This window comes from Paracoccus sp. N5 (assembly GCF_000371965.1).
Classification (GTDB): domain Bacteria; phylum Pseudomonadota; class Alphaproteobacteria; order Rhodobacterales; family Rhodobacteraceae; genus Paracoccus.
In genome coordinates, this window is sequence record NZ_AQUO01000002.1 from 732,437 (window position 1) to 750,521 (window position 18,085).

The 18,085-nt window shown below is 69.4% G+C and carries 16 protein-coding genes; 7 read left to right on the forward strand and 9 right to left on the reverse strand.

Annotation, left to right across the window (positions count from 1 at the left end):
- Positions 1–131 precede the first annotated feature (131 nt).
- Positions 132–2,033, forward strand: a complete 1,902-nt coding sequence (locus PARN5_RS0117895; RefSeq protein WP_232419456.1) for a potassium transporter Kup — start codon at positions 132–134, stop codon at positions 2,031–2,033.
- Here PARN5_RS0117895 and PARN5_RS0117900 read toward each other — a convergent pair.
- Genes PARN5_RS0117900 through PARN5_RS0117915 form a run of 4 tightly spaced genes read right to left on the reverse strand, consistent with a single transcriptional unit; the run spans position 2,030 to position 6,910 of the window.
- Complete coding sequence (locus PARN5_RS0117900; protein WP_018001147.1) at positions 2,030–3,802, reverse strand: biotin carboxylase N-terminal domain-containing protein; 1,773 nt, start codon at positions 3,800–3,802, stop codon at positions 2,030–2,032. The two genes, PARN5_RS0117895 and PARN5_RS0117900, sit on opposite strands and share 4 nt — an antisense overlap.
- Entirely contained in the window at positions 3,799–5,352 is a 1,554-nt protein-coding gene (locus PARN5_RS0117905) for an urea amidolyase family protein (RefSeq protein WP_018001148.1), read from the reverse strand. Before PARN5_RS0117905 ends, PARN5_RS0117900 begins: the two co-directional genes overlap by 4 nt.
- Positions 5,353–5,354: 2 nt before the next feature.
- Positions 5,355–6,146 carry a putative hydro-lyase gene (locus tag PARN5_RS0117910; RefSeq protein ID WP_018001149.1) on the reverse strand — a complete coding sequence of 264 codons (792 nt, stop codon included), beginning with the start codon at positions 6,144–6,146 and terminating at the stop codon, positions 5,355–5,357.
- Positions 6,143–6,910, reverse strand: a complete 768-nt coding sequence (locus PARN5_RS0117915) for a 5-oxoprolinase subunit PxpA (protein ID WP_018001150.1) — start codon at positions 6,908–6,910, stop codon at positions 6,143–6,145. Before PARN5_RS0117915 ends, PARN5_RS0117910 begins: the two co-directional genes overlap by 4 nt.
- A 176-nt stretch (positions 6,911–7,086) precedes the next feature.
- On the opposite strand from PARN5_RS0117915, the gene PARN5_RS0117920 reads away from it, so the two are divergent.
- From PARN5_RS0117920 to PARN5_RS0117930, 3 genes are all read left to right on the forward strand, one after another.
- Positions 7,087–8,268: an HPP family protein gene (locus PARN5_RS0117920; protein WP_018001151.1), complete on the forward strand. Its 1,182-nt coding sequence runs from the start codon at positions 7,087–7,089 to the stop codon at positions 8,266–8,268.
- A gap of 90 nt (positions 8,269–8,358) precedes the next feature.
- Positions 8,359–9,321, forward strand: a complete 963-nt coding sequence (locus PARN5_RS0117925; RefSeq protein ID WP_018001152.1) for a glycosyltransferase — start codon at positions 8,359–8,361, stop codon at positions 9,319–9,321.
- A 9-nt stretch (positions 9,322–9,330) separates the two neighbouring features.
- Entirely contained in the window at positions 9,331–11,415 is a 2,085-nt protein-coding gene (locus tag PARN5_RS0117930) for a Gfo/Idh/MocA family oxidoreductase (protein ID WP_018001153.1), read from the forward strand.
- On the opposite strand, the gene PARN5_RS0117935 is transcribed toward PARN5_RS0117930, so the two are convergent.
- The 3 genes from PARN5_RS0117935 to PARN5_RS0117945 form a co-directional block, all read right to left on the reverse strand.
- Positions 11,416–11,928, reverse strand: coding sequence for an AmiS/UreI family transporter (locus tag PARN5_RS0117935; protein ID WP_018001154.1), 513 nt, complete (start codon positions 11,926–11,928; stop codon positions 11,416–11,418).
- 97 nt (positions 11,929–12,025) lie between these two features.
- Positions 12,026–12,964, reverse strand: coding sequence for a hypothetical protein (locus PARN5_RS0117940; RefSeq protein WP_018001155.1), 939 nt, complete (start codon positions 12,962–12,964; stop codon positions 12,026–12,028).
- Positions 12,965–13,062: 98 nt separating this feature from the next.
- Entirely contained in the window at positions 13,063–14,118 is a 1,056-nt protein-coding gene (locus PARN5_RS0117945; RefSeq protein ID WP_026155548.1) for a DUF475 domain-containing protein, read from the reverse strand.
- A gap of 256 nt (positions 14,119–14,374) precedes the next feature.
- On the opposite strand from PARN5_RS0117945, the gene PARN5_RS0117950 reads away from it, so the two are divergent.
- On the forward strand, positions 14,375–15,382 hold the full coding sequence (locus PARN5_RS0117950; RefSeq protein ID WP_018001157.1) for a glycosyltransferase: 1,008 nt from the start codon (positions 14,375–14,377) through the stop codon (positions 15,380–15,382).
- A gap of 3 nt (positions 15,383–15,385) precedes the next feature.
- On the opposite strand, the gene PARN5_RS0117955 is transcribed toward PARN5_RS0117950, so the two are convergent.
- Positions 15,386–15,646, reverse strand: a complete 261-nt coding sequence (locus tag PARN5_RS0117955; protein WP_018001158.1) for a hypothetical protein — start codon at positions 15,644–15,646, stop codon at positions 15,386–15,388.
- A 103-nt stretch (positions 15,647–15,749) separates the two neighbouring features.
- Here PARN5_RS0117955 and PARN5_RS0117960 point away from each other — a divergent pair, with 103 nt between their 5' ends.
- On the forward strand, positions 15,750–16,634 hold the full coding sequence (locus PARN5_RS0117960) for a LysR substrate-binding domain-containing protein (RefSeq protein ID WP_018001159.1): 885 nt from the start codon (positions 15,750–15,752) through the stop codon (positions 16,632–16,634).
- Here the strand turns inward: PARN5_RS0117960 and PARN5_RS0117965 are convergent.
- A complete protein-coding gene (locus PARN5_RS0117965; protein WP_018001160.1) occupies positions 16,631–17,074 on the reverse strand; it encodes a PACE efflux transporter in 444 nt (147 codons plus the stop codon). The genes PARN5_RS0117960 and PARN5_RS0117965 overlap by 4 nt on opposite strands.
- A gap of 90 nt (positions 17,075–17,164) precedes the next feature.
- On the opposite strand from PARN5_RS0117965, the gene PARN5_RS0117970 reads away from it, so the two are divergent.
- Complete coding sequence (locus PARN5_RS0117970; RefSeq protein WP_018001161.1) at positions 17,165–18,070, forward strand: LysR family transcriptional regulator; 906 nt, start codon at positions 17,165–17,167, stop codon at positions 18,068–18,070.
- Positions 18,071–18,085: the final 15 nt, after the last annotated feature.

The following is an 18,085-nucleotide window of genomic DNA, read 5'->3' on the forward strand; positions in this document are numbered from 1 at the left end:
GGGGCCGGCCTTGTCCATGGTCTTTACGATTTCCTTACGCCGGTTAACGGAATCCCTGTCGATCCCTTATGCGCGCCCGGCGCAATCTGCCCGCTCGGGCCGGCGCGATTCCGGCGCAGGGGAATGAATACATGGCAAGTCTGGATACCCATATGTCCGATGCCCAGCCGCGCCGCGCGGGACTGCTGTCGCTGTCCCTGGCCGCGATCGGGGTCGTCTATGGCGACATCGGCACCTCGCCGCTTTATGCCTTCCGCGAGGCGATGCATGCCGCCGGCGCCACCCATGGCCAGGTGCTGCGCGAGGACGTGCTGGGGGTGCTGTCGCTGATCGTCTGGGCGCTGGTGCTGATCGTGACGGTGAAATACGTCCTGATCCTCTTGCGCGCCGACAACCAGGGCGAGGGCGGCACGCTGTCGCTGCTGGCCTTGGCGCAGCGCGCCATGGGCCGGCCGAACCGGGTCGTGCTGGTCCTGGGCATGATCGGCGCGGCGCTGTTTTACGGCGATGCGGCGATCACCCCGGCGATCTCGGTCCTGTCGGCCATCGAGGGGATGAAGCTCGTCACCCCGCAGGTCGATCCCTATATCGAGCCCATCGCCATCGCCATCATCATCGCCCTGTTCCTGGTCCAGAACCGCGGCACCGAGGCTGTGGCCCGGTTCTTCGGCCCGATCACGCTGATCTGGTTCATGGTCATGGCGGCGGGCGGCATCCACTGGACCTTGCAGGACCCCGAGGTGCTGGCGGCGCTGAACCCGGTCCACGCCCTGCGCTTCCTGCTCGACAACGGCCGGCTTGGCCTTGTCGTCCTGGGCGCGGTCTTCCTGGCCGTGACCGGGGCCGAGGCGCTTTATGCCGACATGGGCCATTTCGGCCGCAAGCCGATCCAGATGGCCTGGCTGTTCGTGGCCTTCCCCGCGCTTCTGCTGACCTATTTCGGCCAGGGCGCGCTCTTGCTGTCGCGGCCTGAGGCGATGGAGAACCCGTTCTTCCTGATGTTCCCCGACTGGGCGCTGCTGCCGGTCGTCATCTTGGCCACCATGGCCACGATCATCGCCAGCCAGGCCGTCATCACCGGCGCCTATTCGCTGACCCAGCAGGCGGTGCAGCTGCGCATGCTGCCGCGGATGAAGATCCGCCACACCTCGGACGAGCATCAGGGCCAGATCTACATGCCCGGCGTCAACCGCTGGCTGATGCTCGCCGTGCTGGCGCTGGTGATGATCTTCGGCTCGTCCTCGAGCCTCGCTTCGGCCTATGGCATCAGCGTGACCGGGACCATGGTCGTGACCGCGCTGCTGGCGATGATCGTGATCTGGAAGCACTGGAAGCTGCCCCTGTGGCTGGCGGTGGCGATCATGCTGCCCTTCCTGGTGCTGGACCTGACCTTCCTGGGCGCGAACCTGATCAAGCTGCACGAGGGCGGCTATGTGCCGCTGGGCATCGCCGCCGCCATGCTGCTGACCATGGCAAGCTGGATGCGCGGCACCGCCATCGTGCTGGCCAAGGACCGCGAGGCCGAACTGCCGCTGGGCGCGCTGCTGGCGCAGATCGAGAAGTCCGAGTCCATCGCCACGGTGCCGGGGACGGCGGTGTTCCTGACCTCGACGCCGGATCTGGCGCCCTCGGCCCTGCTGCACAGCCTCAAGCACTTCAAGTCGCTGCACGAGCAGAACGTGATCCTGACCATCACCACCGCGGAAGTGCCGCGCGTGGATCCAGCCGAGCGGGTGCGGATCGAGGACATCAACGAACGCTTCCGCCGGGTCTGGCTGATCTACGGCTATGCCGAAGAGCCGGACGTGCCGCAGGCGCTGGTGCAATGCCGCCGCCAGGGCTGGAAATTCGACATCATGGCCACGAGCTTCATCCTGTCGCGGCGGCGGCTGCGGATCTCGACCCGATCGCGCATGCCGAGCTGGCAGGGCAAGCTTTACATCGCGCTGTCGCGCAATGCCGCCGCCGCCTCGGACTATTTCCGCATCCCGGCCGGGCGCGTGGTCGAGATCGGGGCGCAGATGAACATCTAGGACGCGGTTTCGATCCGGGCCAGGACCGCGCCGAAGGCCAGGGACGCGCCCGCGTCGGCCAGCCGCTCGAGCCGGCCGGCACGATGCGCCTCGACGCGGGTCTCCATCTTCATCGCCTCGATCACGGCGACGACCTGGCCGGCCTCGACCGCGGCCCCGTCCTCGACCTGCCACAGCGTCAGCGTGCCGGGAACCGGCGCGGTCAGCACCGCCTCATCCGCCTCGGGCGCAGCCTCCGCGGGGGCGCCGCCCGAGGGCAGCGCCGCCAGCAGGTTCGCGGGCAGGCCCAGCTCGTGCCGCTTGCCGTCGATCTCGATGGCGACGCGCAGCAGCGGCGCCTGCGCGGGCGGCGCGACGCGGGCATGGGGGACGGCGGCCTCGGCCAGCGCCTCGGCGAAATCGGTCTCGATCCAGCGGGTATGGACGCGGAAATTCCCGTCCTCGGCGCGGAAATCCAGCGCCGCGACCACGGCGCGGTGGAAGGGCAGGACCGAGGCGACGCCCTCGATGCGGAATTCGCGCAGGGCTCGCGTGGCGCGTTGCAGGGCCTCGGCACGGGTGGCGCCGGTCACGATCAGCTTGGCCATCAGCGAATCGAAGCTGCCCGGCACCACCGAGCCCTGGGCGACGCCGCTATCCAGCCGGATGCCCGGCCCCGAGGGCGCGTCGAAGGCCTCGACCGGCCCGGGCGTGGGCAGGAAGCCGCGCCCCGGATCCTCGGCATTGATGCGGAATTCTATGGCATGGCCGCGCGGCTCGGGCACCGTCTCGTCGGCCAGCCGCGCCCCTTGCGCCACGCGGATCATGGCGCGCACCAGGTCGATGCCGGTGGTTTCCTCGGTCACCGGATGCTCGACCTGAAGCCGGGTGTTCACTTCAAGGAAAGAGATCGTGCCGTTGGCCGAGAGCAGGTATTCCACCGTCCCCGCCCCCGAATAGCCGGCATGGGCGCAGATGGCGCGGGCCGAATCGTGGATGCGGGCGCGCTGCTCGTCGGCAAGGAAAGGTGCCGGCGCCTCTTCGACCAGCTTCTGGTTGCGGCGTTGCAGCGAACAGTCGCGGGTGCCGATCACCTTGACGGTGCCGTGCTGGTCGGCCAGCACCTGCGCCTCGACATGGCGGGGGCGGTCGAGGAACTGCTCGATGAAGCATTCGCCGCGGCCGAAGGCGGTCAGCGCCTCGCGGGTGGCGGATTCGAACAGCTCCTCGACCTCCTCCAGCCGCCAGGCGACCTTCATGCCGCGCCCGCCGCCGCCGAAGGCGGCCTTGATGGCGATGGGCAGGCCGTGCTGCCCGGCGAAAGCCAGCGCCTCGGCGGCGCTTTCGACCGGGCCGGGGGTGCCGGCGACCAGCGGCGCGCCCACGGCCTCGGCGATGCGGCGGGCCTCGATCTTGTCGCCAAGCGCCTCGATCACCTTCGGGTCGGGGCCGATCCAGATCAGGCCCGCATCCTGCACCGCCTGCGCGAAATCGGCGCGCTCGGACAGGAAGCCATAGCCCGGATGGATGGCATCGGCCCCGGCGGCCCGGGCGATGGCGATGATCTTGCCGGCATCCAGATAGGTGTCCGAGGGCCTGTCGCCCCCCAGCGCATGGGCCTGATCGGCCATGCGCACGAAGATCGCGTCGCGGTCGGCATCGGCATAGACGGCGACGCTTTCGATGCCCTCGTCGCGGCAGGCGCGGATCACCCGGACGGCGATCTCGCCGCGGTTGGCGATCAGCAGGCGGCGGATCGGACGGCTGGGGCCGGTGGCAAAGATGATCATGCGGGCCTCTCTGGCGTGATGGGGGCGAAATCGGCGCTGGCGGTAAAGCGGATGCGGGCGCCGGGCGGGATCTGCCCGGCCAGGTCCAGCGCCGAAGGCAGCAGAGTGGCGATGACCGGATAGCCGCCGGTCAGCGGATGGTCGGCCAGAAACAGCACCGGCTGGCCGGAATGCGGGATCTGGATGGCGCCGGTCTCGGTGCCTTCCGAGGGCAGTTCGCGCGCGTCCTCGCGCGTGACCGGCGCGCCGTGCAGGCGGATGCCGACGCGCGAGCTTTGCGGCGTGACCAGCCATTTCTGATTGAGGAAATGCCGGACCATCTGGGGTGTGAACCAGTCGGTGCGGGGGCCCAGCGTCACCGGCAATTCCACCAGATCGCCGGGTTTCGGCAGCGCCGGTTCGGGCTCCGGCGTGGCCGCAGCGGCGGCGAGCCGGTTCGCGGCGGCCAGCACGGCGCCCGCCGCGACCGGATCGGGGCCGACATGGGCCAGCGTATCGGTGGCGGCCGAGCCCAGCACCGGCGCGACCCGGAAGCCGCCGCGAAGCGCCAGATAGCTGCGCATGCCCGCGCCGGGCGGGTCGATGGCGATCTCGTCGCCCGCATCCACGGCGAAAGCCGCGCCGCGCGGCACGGCATGGCCGGCGACGCTGGCCTGCGCCGCGCCGGTCAGGGCCAGGGTCATCGGCTGGTCGGCCCGCAGCCGCACCGGGCCCAGCGTGATCTCCAGCACCGGCGCGTCCGAAGGGTTGCCGACGGCGCGATTGGCCCGGCGTGCCGCGCCCAGGTCCAGCGCGCCCGAGGCCGAGACCCCCTGCCCGCCCTGTCCCGGCCGCCCCTCGTCCTGAAAGACGATGGGAAAGGCGGTGGACAGCACGCGCAGGCCCTGTTCGGGCTGCGGCTGTGGGATGGCGGCCGAGGCGCGGACCTCGGCCCGGCGCGCCACGAAGCGGCAACGGATGCCAGGGCGCAGCAGCGCCGGCGGGTCGCGGGTCAGGTCCCACATCGGCACCTCGGTCCGGCCGATCAACTGCCAGCCGCCCGGGGTCTCCTGCGGATAGACGCCGCAGAAACGTCCGGCCAGCGCCACCGACCCCGCCGGGATGCGGGTGCGCGGCGCCGGGCGGCGCGGCAGGTCGAAGCGCGGATCGTCGCAGGTCATATAGGCGAAACCGGGCGCAAAGCCGCAAAAGGCCACCTGCCAGGTGGTTTCCTGATGGGCGGCGACCACCTCGGCCTCGGTCAGGCCCATATGGGCGGCGACATCGGCCAGATCCTCGCCGTCATAGGTCACGGGCAGTTCGACCGTCTCGCTGGCGCGCGCCTTGGGCGGCGTGCCGGGGGCGGGCTGGCGGGTCAGCACCGCGCCGGCCAGCCGGCCGTCGGCGGCGACGCCGGGCGCGGTGCGGATCATCAGCGTGCGCGCGGCCGGCACGATCTCCGCCACACCCGGCACCGGATCGGCCAGCAGCGCGTCGAACAGCGCCAGCGTCTGGTCGAGGTCGTCCAGTTCGGCCAGCAGGGTCCGGGGTCCGATGGGCAGGAAGCGCATGGTCACACCTGCCAATGCGTGTCGGGCACGTCGGTGATGAACATATGGCCCGGCGCATGGGTGATGGCGAAGGGCGGCTTCGACGCCATCAGCGCCGCTTGCGGGGTCACGCCGCAGGCCCAGAACACCGGCACCTCGCCCGGCCGGACCGGCACCGGGTCGCCGAAATCGGGGCGCATGAGGTCGGCGATGCCCAAGGCTTCGGGCGCGCCGATGTGGACCGGGGCACCGTGGACCGCGGGCGTGCGGCCCGAGATCATCGCCGCCTCGGCCACCCGTCCCGCCGGGATCGGTCGCATCGAGACGACCATCTTGCCATGCAGCCGCCCCGCCGGCCGGCAGTCGCGGTCGGTCAGGAACATCGGCACGTTGCAGCCTTGGGCGATGTGGCGCATCTCGATCCCCGCCTGCTGCAAGGGCGTTTCGAAGGTGAAGGAGCAGCCGATCAGGAAGGTCACCAGGTCGGGATGCTCGGCCCAGGCGGCGGTGGCGTCGGGGGTTTCTTCGGCCAGCACGCCGTCGCGCCAGATGCGGTAAAGCGGGATGTCGGTGCGCAGGTCAGCCTCCGGCGCCAGCGCGGTGCGGTGGCTGCCGGGGTCGGTCACGTACAGCACCGGGCAGGGCTTGGGGTTGCGCTGCGCGTAAAGCAGGAAATCCCAGGCCCAGTCCTGCGGTAGCGCGATCATGTTGCACTGGGTGAAGCCCGGCGCCATGCCCGCCGTGGGACGCGGCGCGCCGTCGCGGCAGGCCAGGCGGGCGGCGCGGGCCTCGGCCGGATCGGGCAGCAGGGTCATGCCGCGCCCCCCGTGGCCGGGGCGATGGCGACGCCGCCCGCCAGCAGCACCTCGCGGATGCGACCGGCCATGGCGACGGCGCCGGGGCTGTCGCCATGCACGCAGATGCTGTCGGCCCGAAGGCGCAGGGTCGAGCCGTCCGCCGCCTCGATCTCGCCCTCGATCGCCAGGCGCAGCATGCGGTCGGCGACGGCCTCGGGGTCGTGCAGCACCGCGCCCGGCTCGCGGCGCGAGACCAGCTGGCCGTCGGGGCGATAGGCGCGGTCGGCAAAGGCCTCGGCGATGGTGGGCAGGCCGGCCTCGGCCGCCTGGGCCAGGATCGGCGTCCCGGCCAGGCCCATCATGGCCAGCGCAGGATCGACCGCCTTGATGCCCTCGATCACCGCCGCGCCCTGTTTCGGGTCCACGGCGATGGTGTTGTAAAGCGCGCCATGCGGCTTGACATAGCGGACGCGGGTGCCGGCGCTGGCGCAGATGCCTTGCAGCGCGCCGATCTGATAGATCACGTCCGCGACCAGCTCGGCATGGGTCACGTCCATCGGCCGGCGGCCGAAGCCCACCCGGTCGGGATAGGAGACATGCGCGCCCACCGCCACGCCCCGCGCCGCCGCCTCGCGCACGGTGGCGAGGATGGTCAGCGGGTCGCCGGCATGGAAGCCGCAGGCGACATTGGCCGAGCTGACGATGCCCAGCATGGTGGCGTCGTCGCCCATCTTCCAGGCGCCATAGCCCTCGCCCAGGTCGCTGTTCAGGTCGATCTTCATCCCGATTCCTCCAGCTGCGGCCGCTTTGCGATCCCTGTGGTTGTCGATCAATTCATAGATGATTCCCATGGCAAAATCTGCGCTTGCCGGGCCGCGCGGGCTTGTCAGCGGGACGTCGATGCGACAATTACGCGCATCAGCTGCCCATTTGCGGGGCAGATCGGAAAAGGGGCGCGATGACCAAACCGGCCGGGACCATGCTGCACCGGATCGCCCTGGCGCTGGGGCCGGCGATCGCCCCCGGCTCGCCGCGCGAGGCGCTGCGGGCGGGAATCGGGGCGCTGGTCGGGCTGGGGATCTCGGGGCTGCTGCTGCTGTCGCCCTCGGCCGACCTGCGGCTGGGGCTCTATATGATCGCGCCCTTCGGGGCGACATCGGTTCTGGTCTTTGCGGTGCCGAACAGCCCGCTGGCGCAGCCTTGGTCGGCGGTGGTCGGCAATGGCGCCGCGGCGGCCATCGGCGTGCTGGCCTGCCTGCTGGTGCCCGACCCGGGCTGGCGCATCGCGCTGGCGGTGGGCGCGACCATCGCCGCCATGGTGCCACTGCGCGCGGTGCATCCGCCGGCGGGCGCCGTGGCGATGACCGCCGCCATGAACCCCGAGGCGGTGCGCGAGCTGGGCTTCCGCTTCGTGCTGGCGCCGGTCATGGCCGGCACCCTGGCGCTGGTGGTGATCGCCATGCTCTACGCCCGGGCGACCGGCCGGCGCTATCCGTTCCGGCATTTCGAGGATCCCGGCCCGCATGGCACCGCCGACCATCCGGCCATGGAGCGGCTGGGCCTGTCCGAGGCCGAGCTGACCGAGATCCTGCAACGCTATCGCCAGTCGCTGAACCTGGGCGTCGAGGATCTGGCCCGGCTGATCGGCGCCGCCGAGTTGCAGGCCGCCAGCCACCAGGCCGGGCCGCTGACCGTGGCCGAGGTCATGTCGCGCGACCTGGTGACCGTCGGGCCGCAGACCCGCCTGTCGGTGGTCGCCGACATCTTCCGCGAGCATAACTTCACCTCTATCCCGGTGGTCGAGAACGGCGACCAGTTCCGCGGCGTGATCTTCCAGATCCACCTGATCCGCCGCGCGCGCGAGGACGCCTTTCGCCGCAACCGCCGGCTGCTTTCGGCCATGGCGGACCTGCTGGGCCGCTCGGGGCCGGCGGCGCGGGCCGGGCAGATCATGCAGACCGATCCGCCGCATGTCGGCCCGGACAGCCCCATCGCGACGCTGCTGCCGATGCTCGCCTCGGGCGACTGCCATGCCGTGCCGGTGCTGGACGGCGCGCGCATCGTCGGCATCGTCACCCAGACCGACCTGATCTCGGCCCTGGCCCGGCAAAGCCTGCGCCGCGAGCGCGCGGTGCATTGAGCACTTGCCCATAACGACAGGCGCCGCCGCATTGCAGAAACAACCGCCTCACGGCTAATCTGCCGGCGGTTGCGTCAATCCGGGGGAATCATGCACCGTCCGACGCTGGGTGCGGTGGCCATCGGCCGCAACGAAGGCGACAGGCTGAAGGCCTGCCTGCGCTCGCTGGTGCCGCTGTGCGACCGCGTGGTCTATGTCGACAGCGGCTCGCGCGACGATTCCGTGGCTTTCGCCCGCTCGCTCGGCGTCGCGGTGGTGGAACTGGACAGGACGACCCCCTTCACCGCCGCCCGTGCCCGCAATGCCGGGGCCGAGGCGCTGCTGGCCGGGGGCGCGCTGGACCTGGTGCAATTCGTCGATGGCGACTGCCGGGTCGAGGCCGGCTGGCTGGATGCCGGCGTCGCCGCCATGCAGGCCGACCCGCGGCTGGGCATCGTGACCGGCTGGCGCGGCGAGATCCACCCCGAGGCCACCGTCTACAACCAGATGTGCGAGGTCGACTGGCGCCGCCCCGCCGGCCCCATCATCGCCTGCGGCGGCGACATGATGGTCCGGGTCGCGGCATTCCGGCAGGTCGGCGGCTTCGACCCGACGGTGATCGCGGCCGAGGACGACGAATTCTGCCTGCGCATCGGCAAGGCCGGCTGGCGGCTGGAGCGGCTGCCGGTGCATATGACCTGGCACGACGCCGCCATGACGCGGTTCGGCCAGTGGTGGCAGCGCACCATCCGGAACGGCCACGGCTTTGCCCAGGTCGGCGCCCTGCATCCGCCTTATTTCAAGCGCGAAAAGCTGCGGGTCTGGGTCTATGGCCTGGCGCTGCCGCTGCTGTTCCTGCTGGGGCTTTTCACCAGCCTCTGGCTCTCGGCGGCGGTGCTGGCGCTTTACGCGCTGTCCTTCTGGAAGACCTGGCGCGGGCTTGCCGGCAAGCCGATGGCGCTGCAGCAGGCGGCTTTGCTGACGCTGGCGAAACTGCCTAACCTTTTCGGGATGTGGACTTATCACCGCCGCCGCCGCAAAGGCGACGCCATGCGGATTATCGAGTATAAATAGGAGTTTTTCATGAGTTCGGACCTGCGCGTCGGCATTATCGGCGCCGGCTACATCGCCTCGTGGCACGCGGATGCGGTGCGCGCGACGCCTGGCGCGCGGCTGGTCGCGGTCTGCGACCCGGCCCGCGAGGCGGCCGAGGCGCTGGCATCGAGCTATGGCATCGCAGCCTTCACCGATCTCGACCAGATGATCGCGGCCGGGGTTTGCGACGTGGTCCATATCCTGACGCCGCCGAACCTGCATCGCGACCTGGCGGTGAAATGCCTGCAGGCCGGGCTGCATGTGCTGGTCGAAAAGCCGGTGGCGCTATCGGTCGCCGAGGTTGCGGACATGGCCGAGGCCGCCCGCGCCGCCGGCCGCCACTTGGGCGCCTGCCACAACTTCCTGGCCCTGCCGTCCTATGAGCGGCTGAAGGCGGCGAAGCAGGCCGGCGATCTGGGCCTGGTCAGCAGCGCGCAGATCAACTGGGCGCTGCCGCTGGTGCCGCTGCGGTCGGGACCCTACAGCCTGTGGATGCTGCGCGAGACGCGGAACCTGCTCTTGGAGCTTGGCCCGCATCCCTTCTCGCTGGCGACCGACCTGCTGGGGCCGCTGGAGATCGAGCATGTCAGCCTGGGCCAGTGGATCACCCTGCCCGGCGGCGAGCAGCGGCCGCAAAGCTGGCGCATCATCGGTCGCGCCGGTCCCGTGGACGTGACCATCGCCCTGTCGCTGGTCGAGACCTTCGACGACCGCTCGGTCAGCCTGCGCGGCTCATCGGGCATGGCGCGGATGGATTTCGCCGCCGATACGCTGGTGGTCAGGCGCGACAATACCGCCGACCTGGTGCTGAACCCGCTGCTGAAGGAACTGGGCGCCTCGACCGCGCATCTGCGCGAGGGAGCGCGGAACGCGGTGCGACAGGCCGCGTCGCTGAACCAGAAAAGCCCCTATGGGCTCAGCTTCCGGGCCACGGTCGCGGCGTTCTACGACGGCATCCAGAGCGGCCGGCCCGACCCGCGCTTCGCCCCCGAGGCGGCGCATGCGGTCATGGCCGGGATCGAGGCCGCGCTGGATCGCCTGCCCGCCCTGCCGCCGGTCCCGGCCCGGCCCGTCGGCACGCCGCAGCCGCGCGTCATGGTGATCGGCGGCACCGGCTTCATCGGCCGCAACCTGACCCGCCGCCTCGTGGAGCGCGGCCATGACGTGCGCGTGCTCTCGCGCGGGCGGAACGGGCCCTTCCCCGACCTTGCCAACCGGGTCGAGACGCTGGGCGTGTCGCTGCGCGACGAGGCCGGGCTGGTTCAGGCCATGCAGGGCATGAACGTGGTCTTCAACCTGGCGAAATCCACCGACAAGAGCTGGCAGGCCGCGCTGGAAAACGACGTGGCCACGACCGAGCGCATCGGCCGCGCCGCCATCGCCGCCGGCGTCGGCCGGCTGATCCATACCGGCACCATCGCCTCCTACGACATGGCGGACCCGGGCCGGACGATCACCGAGGCCACCGAGTTCGGCGCGATGGAGACCCGCAACATCTATGCCCGCTCCAAGGCCGAGGGCGAGAAGCGCCTGCTGGCCATGCAGGCGCAGGGGCTGCGGCTGGTCATTGCCCGCCCCGGCATCGTGCTGGGCGACGGCGGGCCCTTGCAGCATTGGGGCATTGGCCGCTGGCATGGCGCCGGCGCGGTGCGGCTGTGGGGCAATGGCCGCAACATCCTGCCCTTCGTGCTGGCCGACGATGTCTCGGACGGGCTGATCGCCATGATGGAGAGCGACGCGGCGCTGGGGGAAAGCTTCAACCTGATCGGCGATCCGATGTTCTCGGGGCGCGATTATTTCGACGCCATCCATGCCCGCACCGGCGCGCGGCTGAAGGTCAGCGGCTCGAACCTGACGGCGCTGTGGCTGTCGGATGCGATGAAACAGGGGCTGAAACGCCACGCGCTGCGCAAGAAGGGCGCCAGGCCCGCCTCGCTGGCGGACTGGAAATCGCGCGGGCACCTGTCGCCCTTCGACAACGGCAAGCCCAAGCGGCTGCTGGGCTGGGCCCCCGAATCCGACCGCGATGCCTTCTGGCGCCGCGCCATCGACGAGGCGCATCTGTTCTGGTGATCAGATCAGCCCGTCCAGCAGCAGGAAGCCGGGCAGCCAGCCGGTAAAGATCCCGGCCAGCAGCGTGACCCAGGCGGTCTGCCGCTGGATCGGGCGCCCCAGCGCCAGCAGCAGGAAATACAGGAACCACAGGACGCCCCAGACCGCCCAATTCGCCGCCAGCCAAAGCTCGGTCGCCGAGCCGGCCGCGGCGAAGGCGCGCAGGGTCACGGGGATGGCGGTGATGGCGACGAACAGGCTGAACCAGCCGAGGCCGCGCCCGTCCGCGCCCGAAAGGCGGTTGCAGGCGACCCACAGATAGGTGGTGCAGAACAGCAGGCTCAGCGCGCCGTTGCGGATGCTGGCGGCGGTTGCGCCGGCGCCGAAGGCGTCCTGCAGCACCGCCGCGCCCGAGACCAGCGCGGCGATCACGTTGATGACCACGATCTCGCGGTCGGCGATGCGGCCCATCAGCCAGAGGCCGTTCAGAAACAGCACCGCACCGACATAGAACAGCACGAATCCGGTCAGCATGATGCACTCCGATCTGGCAACTGCCCGCCAAAAAGGCAAAATCACCGGCGAGTGCAACGGGAATGTTTTCAAGAAATCCGAAATTCAGTCTTCGGATCTAGCGCGGAATGCCGGTCAGCGGCTGGTCGCGCACCACCTGCCAGACGATCTCTTGCAGGCGCCGCGCCAGTTCCGGCGAAGGCGCCTTGGCCGGTGTGCCGTCCGCCTTGTTCAGCTGGTTGGGCAGGCCAACCGGGCTGCGGCCGTAGAGCACTGCGTAATGCGTCAGCGCGACGATATAGATGCCGAGGTCATTCGAATGGATCGTGTCCAGCGAACCGTCTGGGTTGCGGGCGAACAGCTGCTCGCGCGCGGTCAGTTCGGCGATGCCCTGCGCCTCGGCCTCGGCCACCACGGCATGCAGCACCTGCCCGACCGGGATCAGCCAGACCGGCTTGCCGGCAGCGCGGGCGGCGGGCCACAGCAGGTCGGGCTGCCACATGGTCTTCAGATCCTGCGGCAGGCGGGCCAGCCAATCCTCGGGGTCGTCCAGCGCGTGCCAGCTTTCGTACAGGAAGATCTGGCCCTGGCGGTTGCCGGCTGCCGCCTCGGCGGCCCAATCCGCCGCCGCCTTGCGGCTGTCCTTGTAGGCGATGGCGTCCTTCAGCCGCACCATCTCGGTCATCACGAAAGCGTCATAGCTGCCGCTTTTCAGCGCCTGATGCGCCTCGTGGTGATGGGGCGTGGCGTTTTCCTGGGTATAGCCGTTGACCGCATCCGGGCCGCGCCAATGCTCGCTCAGCGCCGCGCCCCAGCCCAGTTGCAGCGCGTAGTCGTGCCCGGCCATCTGCGCCAGCATCGCCGGCATGTCGCGCCCGACCAGGCTGTGGCCCAGGTGATAGACCCGCAGCGGCCCCCGGGGCAGCGCGCGGGGCGCCTGATACAGCGCCTGCACATCCGCGCCGGTGTCGGGGGTTTTCGCGCGCCACCAAGCGGCGGCGAGCCAGATCAGCGCAAGCAGGACGGCAGCGACAACGACGGCAACGAGATAACGCAAGGAACGACCTTTCTTTTCGCGGCAATCCTAGCAGGAATCCCGCGCAGCAAAAAGGCCGCCGCCCTTTCGGGGCAGCGGCCTTCCGCGATGGCGAAGGCTTACGCCTCGTGGTTGTGACGGTTCCAGCGGATCGAGGACCAGAGCGAGATGCCGATCAGCGTCGCGCCGCCCAGGCCGGTGACGACCTCGGGGATATGCACCAGCGGCTGCACGAACATGATGACCGACAGCGCGATGATGGCATAGAAGGCGCCATGCTCCAGGAAGCGGTATTCGGCCAGCGTGCCGCGCTCGACCAGCATGATGGTCATCGAGCGCACATACATGGCGCCGATGCCCAGGCCGATGGCGATGACGAAGAGGTTATGCGTCAACGCAAAGGCGCCGATCACCCCGTCGAAGCTGAAGGAGGCGTCCAGCACCTCCAGATACAGGAAGGCGCCCAGCCCGCCCTTGGCACCGGCCTGCAAGGTCTGCTGGCTGCTGTCCAGAAGCCCGCCCAGCACCTCGACCAGCAGGAAGGTCAGCAGGCCCCAGATCGCCGAGCTGAAGAAGACCTGCGATTCCGCCCCTTCCAGGAAACGCGAGAAGATCAGCACCGTCACCAGGACGATGGCGACCTCGATGCCGCGGATCGTGGCATAGCGCGACATGCGGTCCTCGAGCCATTTGACCCAATGCACGTCCTTTTCATGGTCGAAGAAGAAGGACAGGCCCACCATCATCAGGAAGGTGCCGCCGAAGGCCGCGATGGGCAGATGCGCGTCATGCATGATGCGCGAATATTCGTCGGGCTGGGTGGCGGCCAGCACCATGGCTTGCCACGGGCCGATATTGGCCGCGATGACCACGATCAGCAGCGGGAAGATGATCCGCATGCCGAAGACGGCGATGACGATTCCCCAGGTCAGGAAGCGGCGCTGCCAGACCGGCGTCATGTCCTTGAGCTTGTTGGCATTGACGATGGCGTTGTCGAAGGACAGCGAGATCTCCAGCACCGCAAGCACGGCGCAGATGAAGAACACCGACAGCATGCCGCCGACCGTGCCGGTGGTCTGCCAGCCCAGGAAGGCGCCAAGCGCCAGTCCCAGCACGGTGACGATGAAGGCCCAAGTGAAATATTGCACGGTCGGGCGACGCGCCCCGTCACCGATGCCGCTCCCCGAAAGAGGATTGCTTCCCTGCGTCATTTTGAAAAATTCCAGGCGGCTGGTCACTGATCGATGCCGACATCACGAACGTGCCGCCACGTCCGCCAGAGGGGCCCGGACATCAAACTGCGTTCACTTTTTCGCGTGAACGCCCCCAGCAATGGCGGAAATCGGGTCCGATTGCAAGAAAATCCTTGCGCGGGTCCGGCGGCCCGGCGCTTGTCGCAGGGGCCGCGATCCGCTAGGCAGGCGGCGCCCCATGACGATTGACCCGCAGATGCGCCCGATCCCAGACCAGCCGCAGAGCCGTCGCCAGTGCATCGCCGCGCTGGTGGTGACGCATAACCGGCTGGAGAAGCTGCGGGTGACGGTCGGGCGGCTTCTGGCCGAGGATCTGGACCATGTGCTGGTCTTCGACAACGCCTCGACGGACGGCACGTCGGATTACCTCGAAACCATCGAGGATGACCGCCTGACCCATATGCGCAGCATGGACAATCTTGGCGGCGCCGGCGGTTTCGCGCGCGGCATGCGCCATCTGGTGGACGCGCTCGACCCGGACTGGATCGTGGTGATGGACGACGACGGCCGGCCGTTTCCCGGCACCATCGCGCAGTTCCGCGCCCTGCCCCTGGACGGCTGGGACGCGCTTGGCGCCGCCGTGCTGACCCCGGGGGGCCAGGTCTGCGAGATGAACCGGCCCTATCGCAACCCGTTCTGGCGCCTGCCCGAGTTCCTGCGCACCCTGACCGGCGGGCGCGGCGGCTTCTACATCGACGACAGCAGCTATGGCGCCGAGGCCGAGCCGGTCGAGATCGACATGAGCTCTTTCGTCGGCCTGTTCCTGTCGCGCGGCTGCTTCTCGCGGGTCGGCTATCCGGACGAGCGGCTGTTCATCTATGGCGACGACCAGCTCTATACGCTGGAGATGCGGCGCAAGGGGCTGCGCATCGGCTTCCTGCCCGAGCTGCGTTTCGAACACGACACCGGCGCGGTGCATACCGGCGGGCATATGGTGCTGCGGCCGCTGTGGAAGGTCTATTACATCCACCGCAACACGCTTCTGGCCTATCGGGTGGCGGCGGGGCCGTGGTTCTGGCCGCTGCTGCCGCTGCTGGCGCTGAAATGGCACCGCCGCGCCCGGCATTACGGCCCGGACGCGGCGCATTACCGGCGCATCATGCGCCGCGCCTTTCGCGACGGGCTGCGCCGCCGGCTGGGGCTGAGCCATGCCGAGGTCGTGGCGCTGGCCGAGCCGCGGGACTGACCCCTACCACAGGTGGCGGCGCAGCGCCTCGCCCTCGACGCCGGGACCGGCATGGCCGTGACGCAATTCCACCACGCCGATGTCGCGCAGCAGATGCGACGGCAGGTCGGCGATGGCGCGGCGAGTCCGGGGATCGTCCAGCGCCGCCATGCGGTCGCGGCACGGCGATAGGGCCTGCTTATCCCGGGGGCCCAGGCCGAACAGCCGGAACAGGCCCCGGCCCAGCCAGCCTTGCGGGCGGGAATTGGCAAGATCGTGGGACATTTCAGCCTCCTTGCGATGCTCGTGCTTGATCCACGGGACGACAATGCTACCCTGCGCCGCGAATGACCAACAAAGCCTCGGCAAGCCCGCATAAGGTGGACTTATGGCACTGCCCCCGCTCGCCGCCCTGCGCGCCTTCGAGGCCGTGGCGCGTCACCTGAGCTTCACCCGCGCGGCCGAGGATCTGGGCATGACCCAGGCCGCGGTCAGCTATCAGATCCGGCTGCTCGAGGAACGGATGGGCACGCCGCTGTTCCTGCGCAAGCCGCGCGGCATCGTGCTGACCGAGACCGGGGCGCTGTTCGCCCGCCCGACCATCGACGCCTTCGACATGCTGCGCGAGACCTATGCCGACCCTTCAGCGGATTCGGTCTCGACGCTGTCGATCTCGACCGTGCCGACCTTTGCCGGGGCCTGGCTCTCGCCGCGGCTGGGCAAGTTCCAGATGAACCACCCGAACCTGGCGGTGCGGCTGGAGACCAGCGACAATCTGGTCGATTTCGGGCGCGAGGACATTACCGTCGCCATCCGGGCCGGGGATGGCGACTGGCCGGGCCTGGAGGCGCATGAGCTGATGCCCATCGAATACACACCGATGCTGTCGCCGGCCCTGGCGCGCAAGCATGCGCTGAACAGCCCCTCGGACCTGCTGAAGCTGCCGCTGCTGGACCGGGTCGATCCGAACTGGGCGCTGTGGATGCGCACGGCCGGGGTGGACTTCTGGGAAACCGCGCCGCGCCCCGGCCTGACGCTGTCGACCGACCTGCACGAGGCGCGGGCGGCGCTGGAGGGCTATGGCGTGGCGCTGCTGACGCCGCGCTTCTTCCGCTTCGAACTGGCGACCGGCAGCCTGATCCAGCCGTTTCCGCTGGTCTCGCGCAGCGGGCGCAAGTTCTGGCTGGTCTATCCCAAGGGCCGGCGCAACCGTCCCGCGATCCGCAAGTTCCGCGCCTTTCTGCTGGACGAGATCGCCGCCGACCCCGGCTAGGCCGCGGCCGTGCGGGGCCGCGCCGCCGGCAGCGGGAACAGCCGGTCATAGGCGATGTTGAACAGGAAATTATAGACCAGGTAGAAGGCGACGATAAACAGGTCCAGCAGGAAGGTCTGCCACAGCGTCATGCCCAGATACCAGGCCATCGGCGGCAAGAGCATGACCAGCAGGCCGAATTCGAACAGCAGGGTATGCAGCAGCCGGTGGTGCAGCGCCTTTCGCGCATCGCCTTTCAGCCAGCGCAGCGCATGGTCGAAGCCCAGGTTGAAGACGAAGGTCCAGACCGTCGCCAGGGTGGCGGCGCCGACGCCCACCACGCCCATGTCGAACAGCGGCTTGTCGTAAAGCCAGGCCGCCGCCGGCGTGATGATCGCAAGGCCGATGGTTTCGAACATCAGCGCGTGCCGCACCCGGTCGGGGAATGTGCGCATGGTCATCTTTCGTCTTCCTTTAGCCGTCCTTGCCCGCTTTCTATCTTGATTCTGCCAGAGCGAAAGTTAGCATCCATCTGAAAATCAGATAGACCGATGACCGTATCGCTGGAACAGCTGGAAGCCTTTGTCGCAAGCGCCGAGCATGGCTCGTTCTCGGCCGCCGGCCGGGCCTTGCGCAAGGCGCAGTCGGCGGTCAGCACCCAGGTCGCGAACCTGGAAACCGATCTGGGCGTGGTGCTCTTCAGCCGCGAGGGTCGGTATCCGGTGCTGACGCCCGCCGGCGACCGGCTGCTGCGCGAGGCGCGGGTGGTGCTGGACCGGCGCGCGCATCTGATCGGCGTCGCCGCCAGTTTCGAGGCCCATGTCGAGAGCCGCCTGGTCGTTGCCATCGACGAGCTTTACCCCGAAGCGGTGCAGGCCGCGCTTTTCGCCGAATTCGCCTCGCATTTCCCGCATGTCGAGCTGGAGCTGCTGTTCCCGATGATGGAGGATGTCAGCCGCCTGGTCATGGACGGCAAGGCCGACATCGGCGTGATGTGGCGCCAGGAGGTGCTGCCGCCCGAGATCGGCTTTCACACCCTGGGCTGGGTGCCCTTGCAACTGGTCTGCGGCAAGCACCATCCGCTGGCCGAGGGCGTGGTCGAATGGGAGGATCTGAAGCGCCACCGCCAGCTGATGGTCGCGGTGCGCAGCGAAGGGCCGGAAAAGCAGCGGCTGCGCACCGCCGCCGAGGTCTGGTGGGTCGAAAGCCACTGGGTGATCCTGCAACTGGTGCGCCGCGGCATCGGCTGGGCGCTGGTGCCCGACCACATCATCCGCGAATCGACGGTGCGCGAGGATCTGGCGATTCCGCCGCTGCGCTTCGACGGCGCCGACTGGCCGGTGGCGCTGGAACTGGTCTGGCACAAGCAGCGCCCCAGCGGCCCGGCCGCCCGCTGGCTGCGCGAACGCTTCACCGCCCGGCGGATCAGCGACTGGCCCGGTCCCATCGGCGGATGACCGCGCCCGGATCGG

Coding starts and splice junctions, on each gene's coding strand:
- PARN5_RS0117965 (WP_018001160.1), bottom strand. CDS start 17,074: ATGACCATGCGCACATTCCCCGACCGGGTGCGGCACGCGCTGATGTTC.
- PARN5_RS0117900 (WP_018001147.1), bottom strand. CDS start 3,802: ATGATCATCTTTGCCACCGGCCCCAGCCGTCCGATCCGCCGCCTGCTG.
- PARN5_RS0117955 (WP_018001158.1), bottom strand. CDS start 15,646: ATGTCCCACGATCTTGCCAATTCCCGCCCGCAAGGCTGGCTGGGCCGG.
- PARN5_RS0117935 (WP_018001154.1), bottom strand. CDS start 11,928: ATGCTGACCGGATTCGTGCTGTTCTATGTCGGTGCGGTGCTGTTTCTG.
- PARN5_RS0117895 (WP_232419456.1), top strand. CDS start 132: ATGGCAAGTCTGGATACCCATATGTCCGATGCCCAGCCGCGCCGCGCG.
- PARN5_RS0117910 (WP_018001149.1), bottom strand. CDS start 6,146: ATGACCCTGCTGCCCGATCCGGCCGAGGCCCGCGCCGCCCGCCTGGCC.
- PARN5_RS0117930 (WP_018001153.1), top strand. CDS start 9,331: ATGAGTTCGGACCTGCGCGTCGGCATTATCGGCGCCGGCTACATCGCC.
- PARN5_RS0117970 (WP_018001161.1), top strand. CDS start 17,165: ATGACCGTATCGCTGGAACAGCTGGAAGCCTTTGTCGCAAGCGCCGAG.
- PARN5_RS0117950 (WP_018001157.1), top strand. CDS start 14,375: ATGACGATTGACCCGCAGATGCGCCCGATCCCAGACCAGCCGCAGAGC.
- PARN5_RS0117905 (WP_018001148.1), bottom strand. CDS start 5,352: ATGCGCTTCCTGCCCATCGGACCCCGGACCCTGCTGGCCGAACTGGAC.
- PARN5_RS0117960 (WP_018001159.1), top strand. CDS start 15,750: ATGGCACTGCCCCCGCTCGCCGCCCTGCGCGCCTTCGAGGCCGTGGCG.
- PARN5_RS0117925 (WP_018001152.1), top strand. CDS start 8,359: ATGCACCGTCCGACGCTGGGTGCGGTGGCCATCGGCCGCAACGAAGGC.
- PARN5_RS0117915 (WP_018001150.1), bottom strand. CDS start 6,910: ATGAAGATCGACCTGAACAGCGACCTGGGCGAGGGCTATGGCGCCTGG.
- PARN5_RS0117920 (WP_018001151.1), top strand. CDS start 7,087: ATGACCAAACCGGCCGGGACCATGCTGCACCGGATCGCCCTGGCGCTG.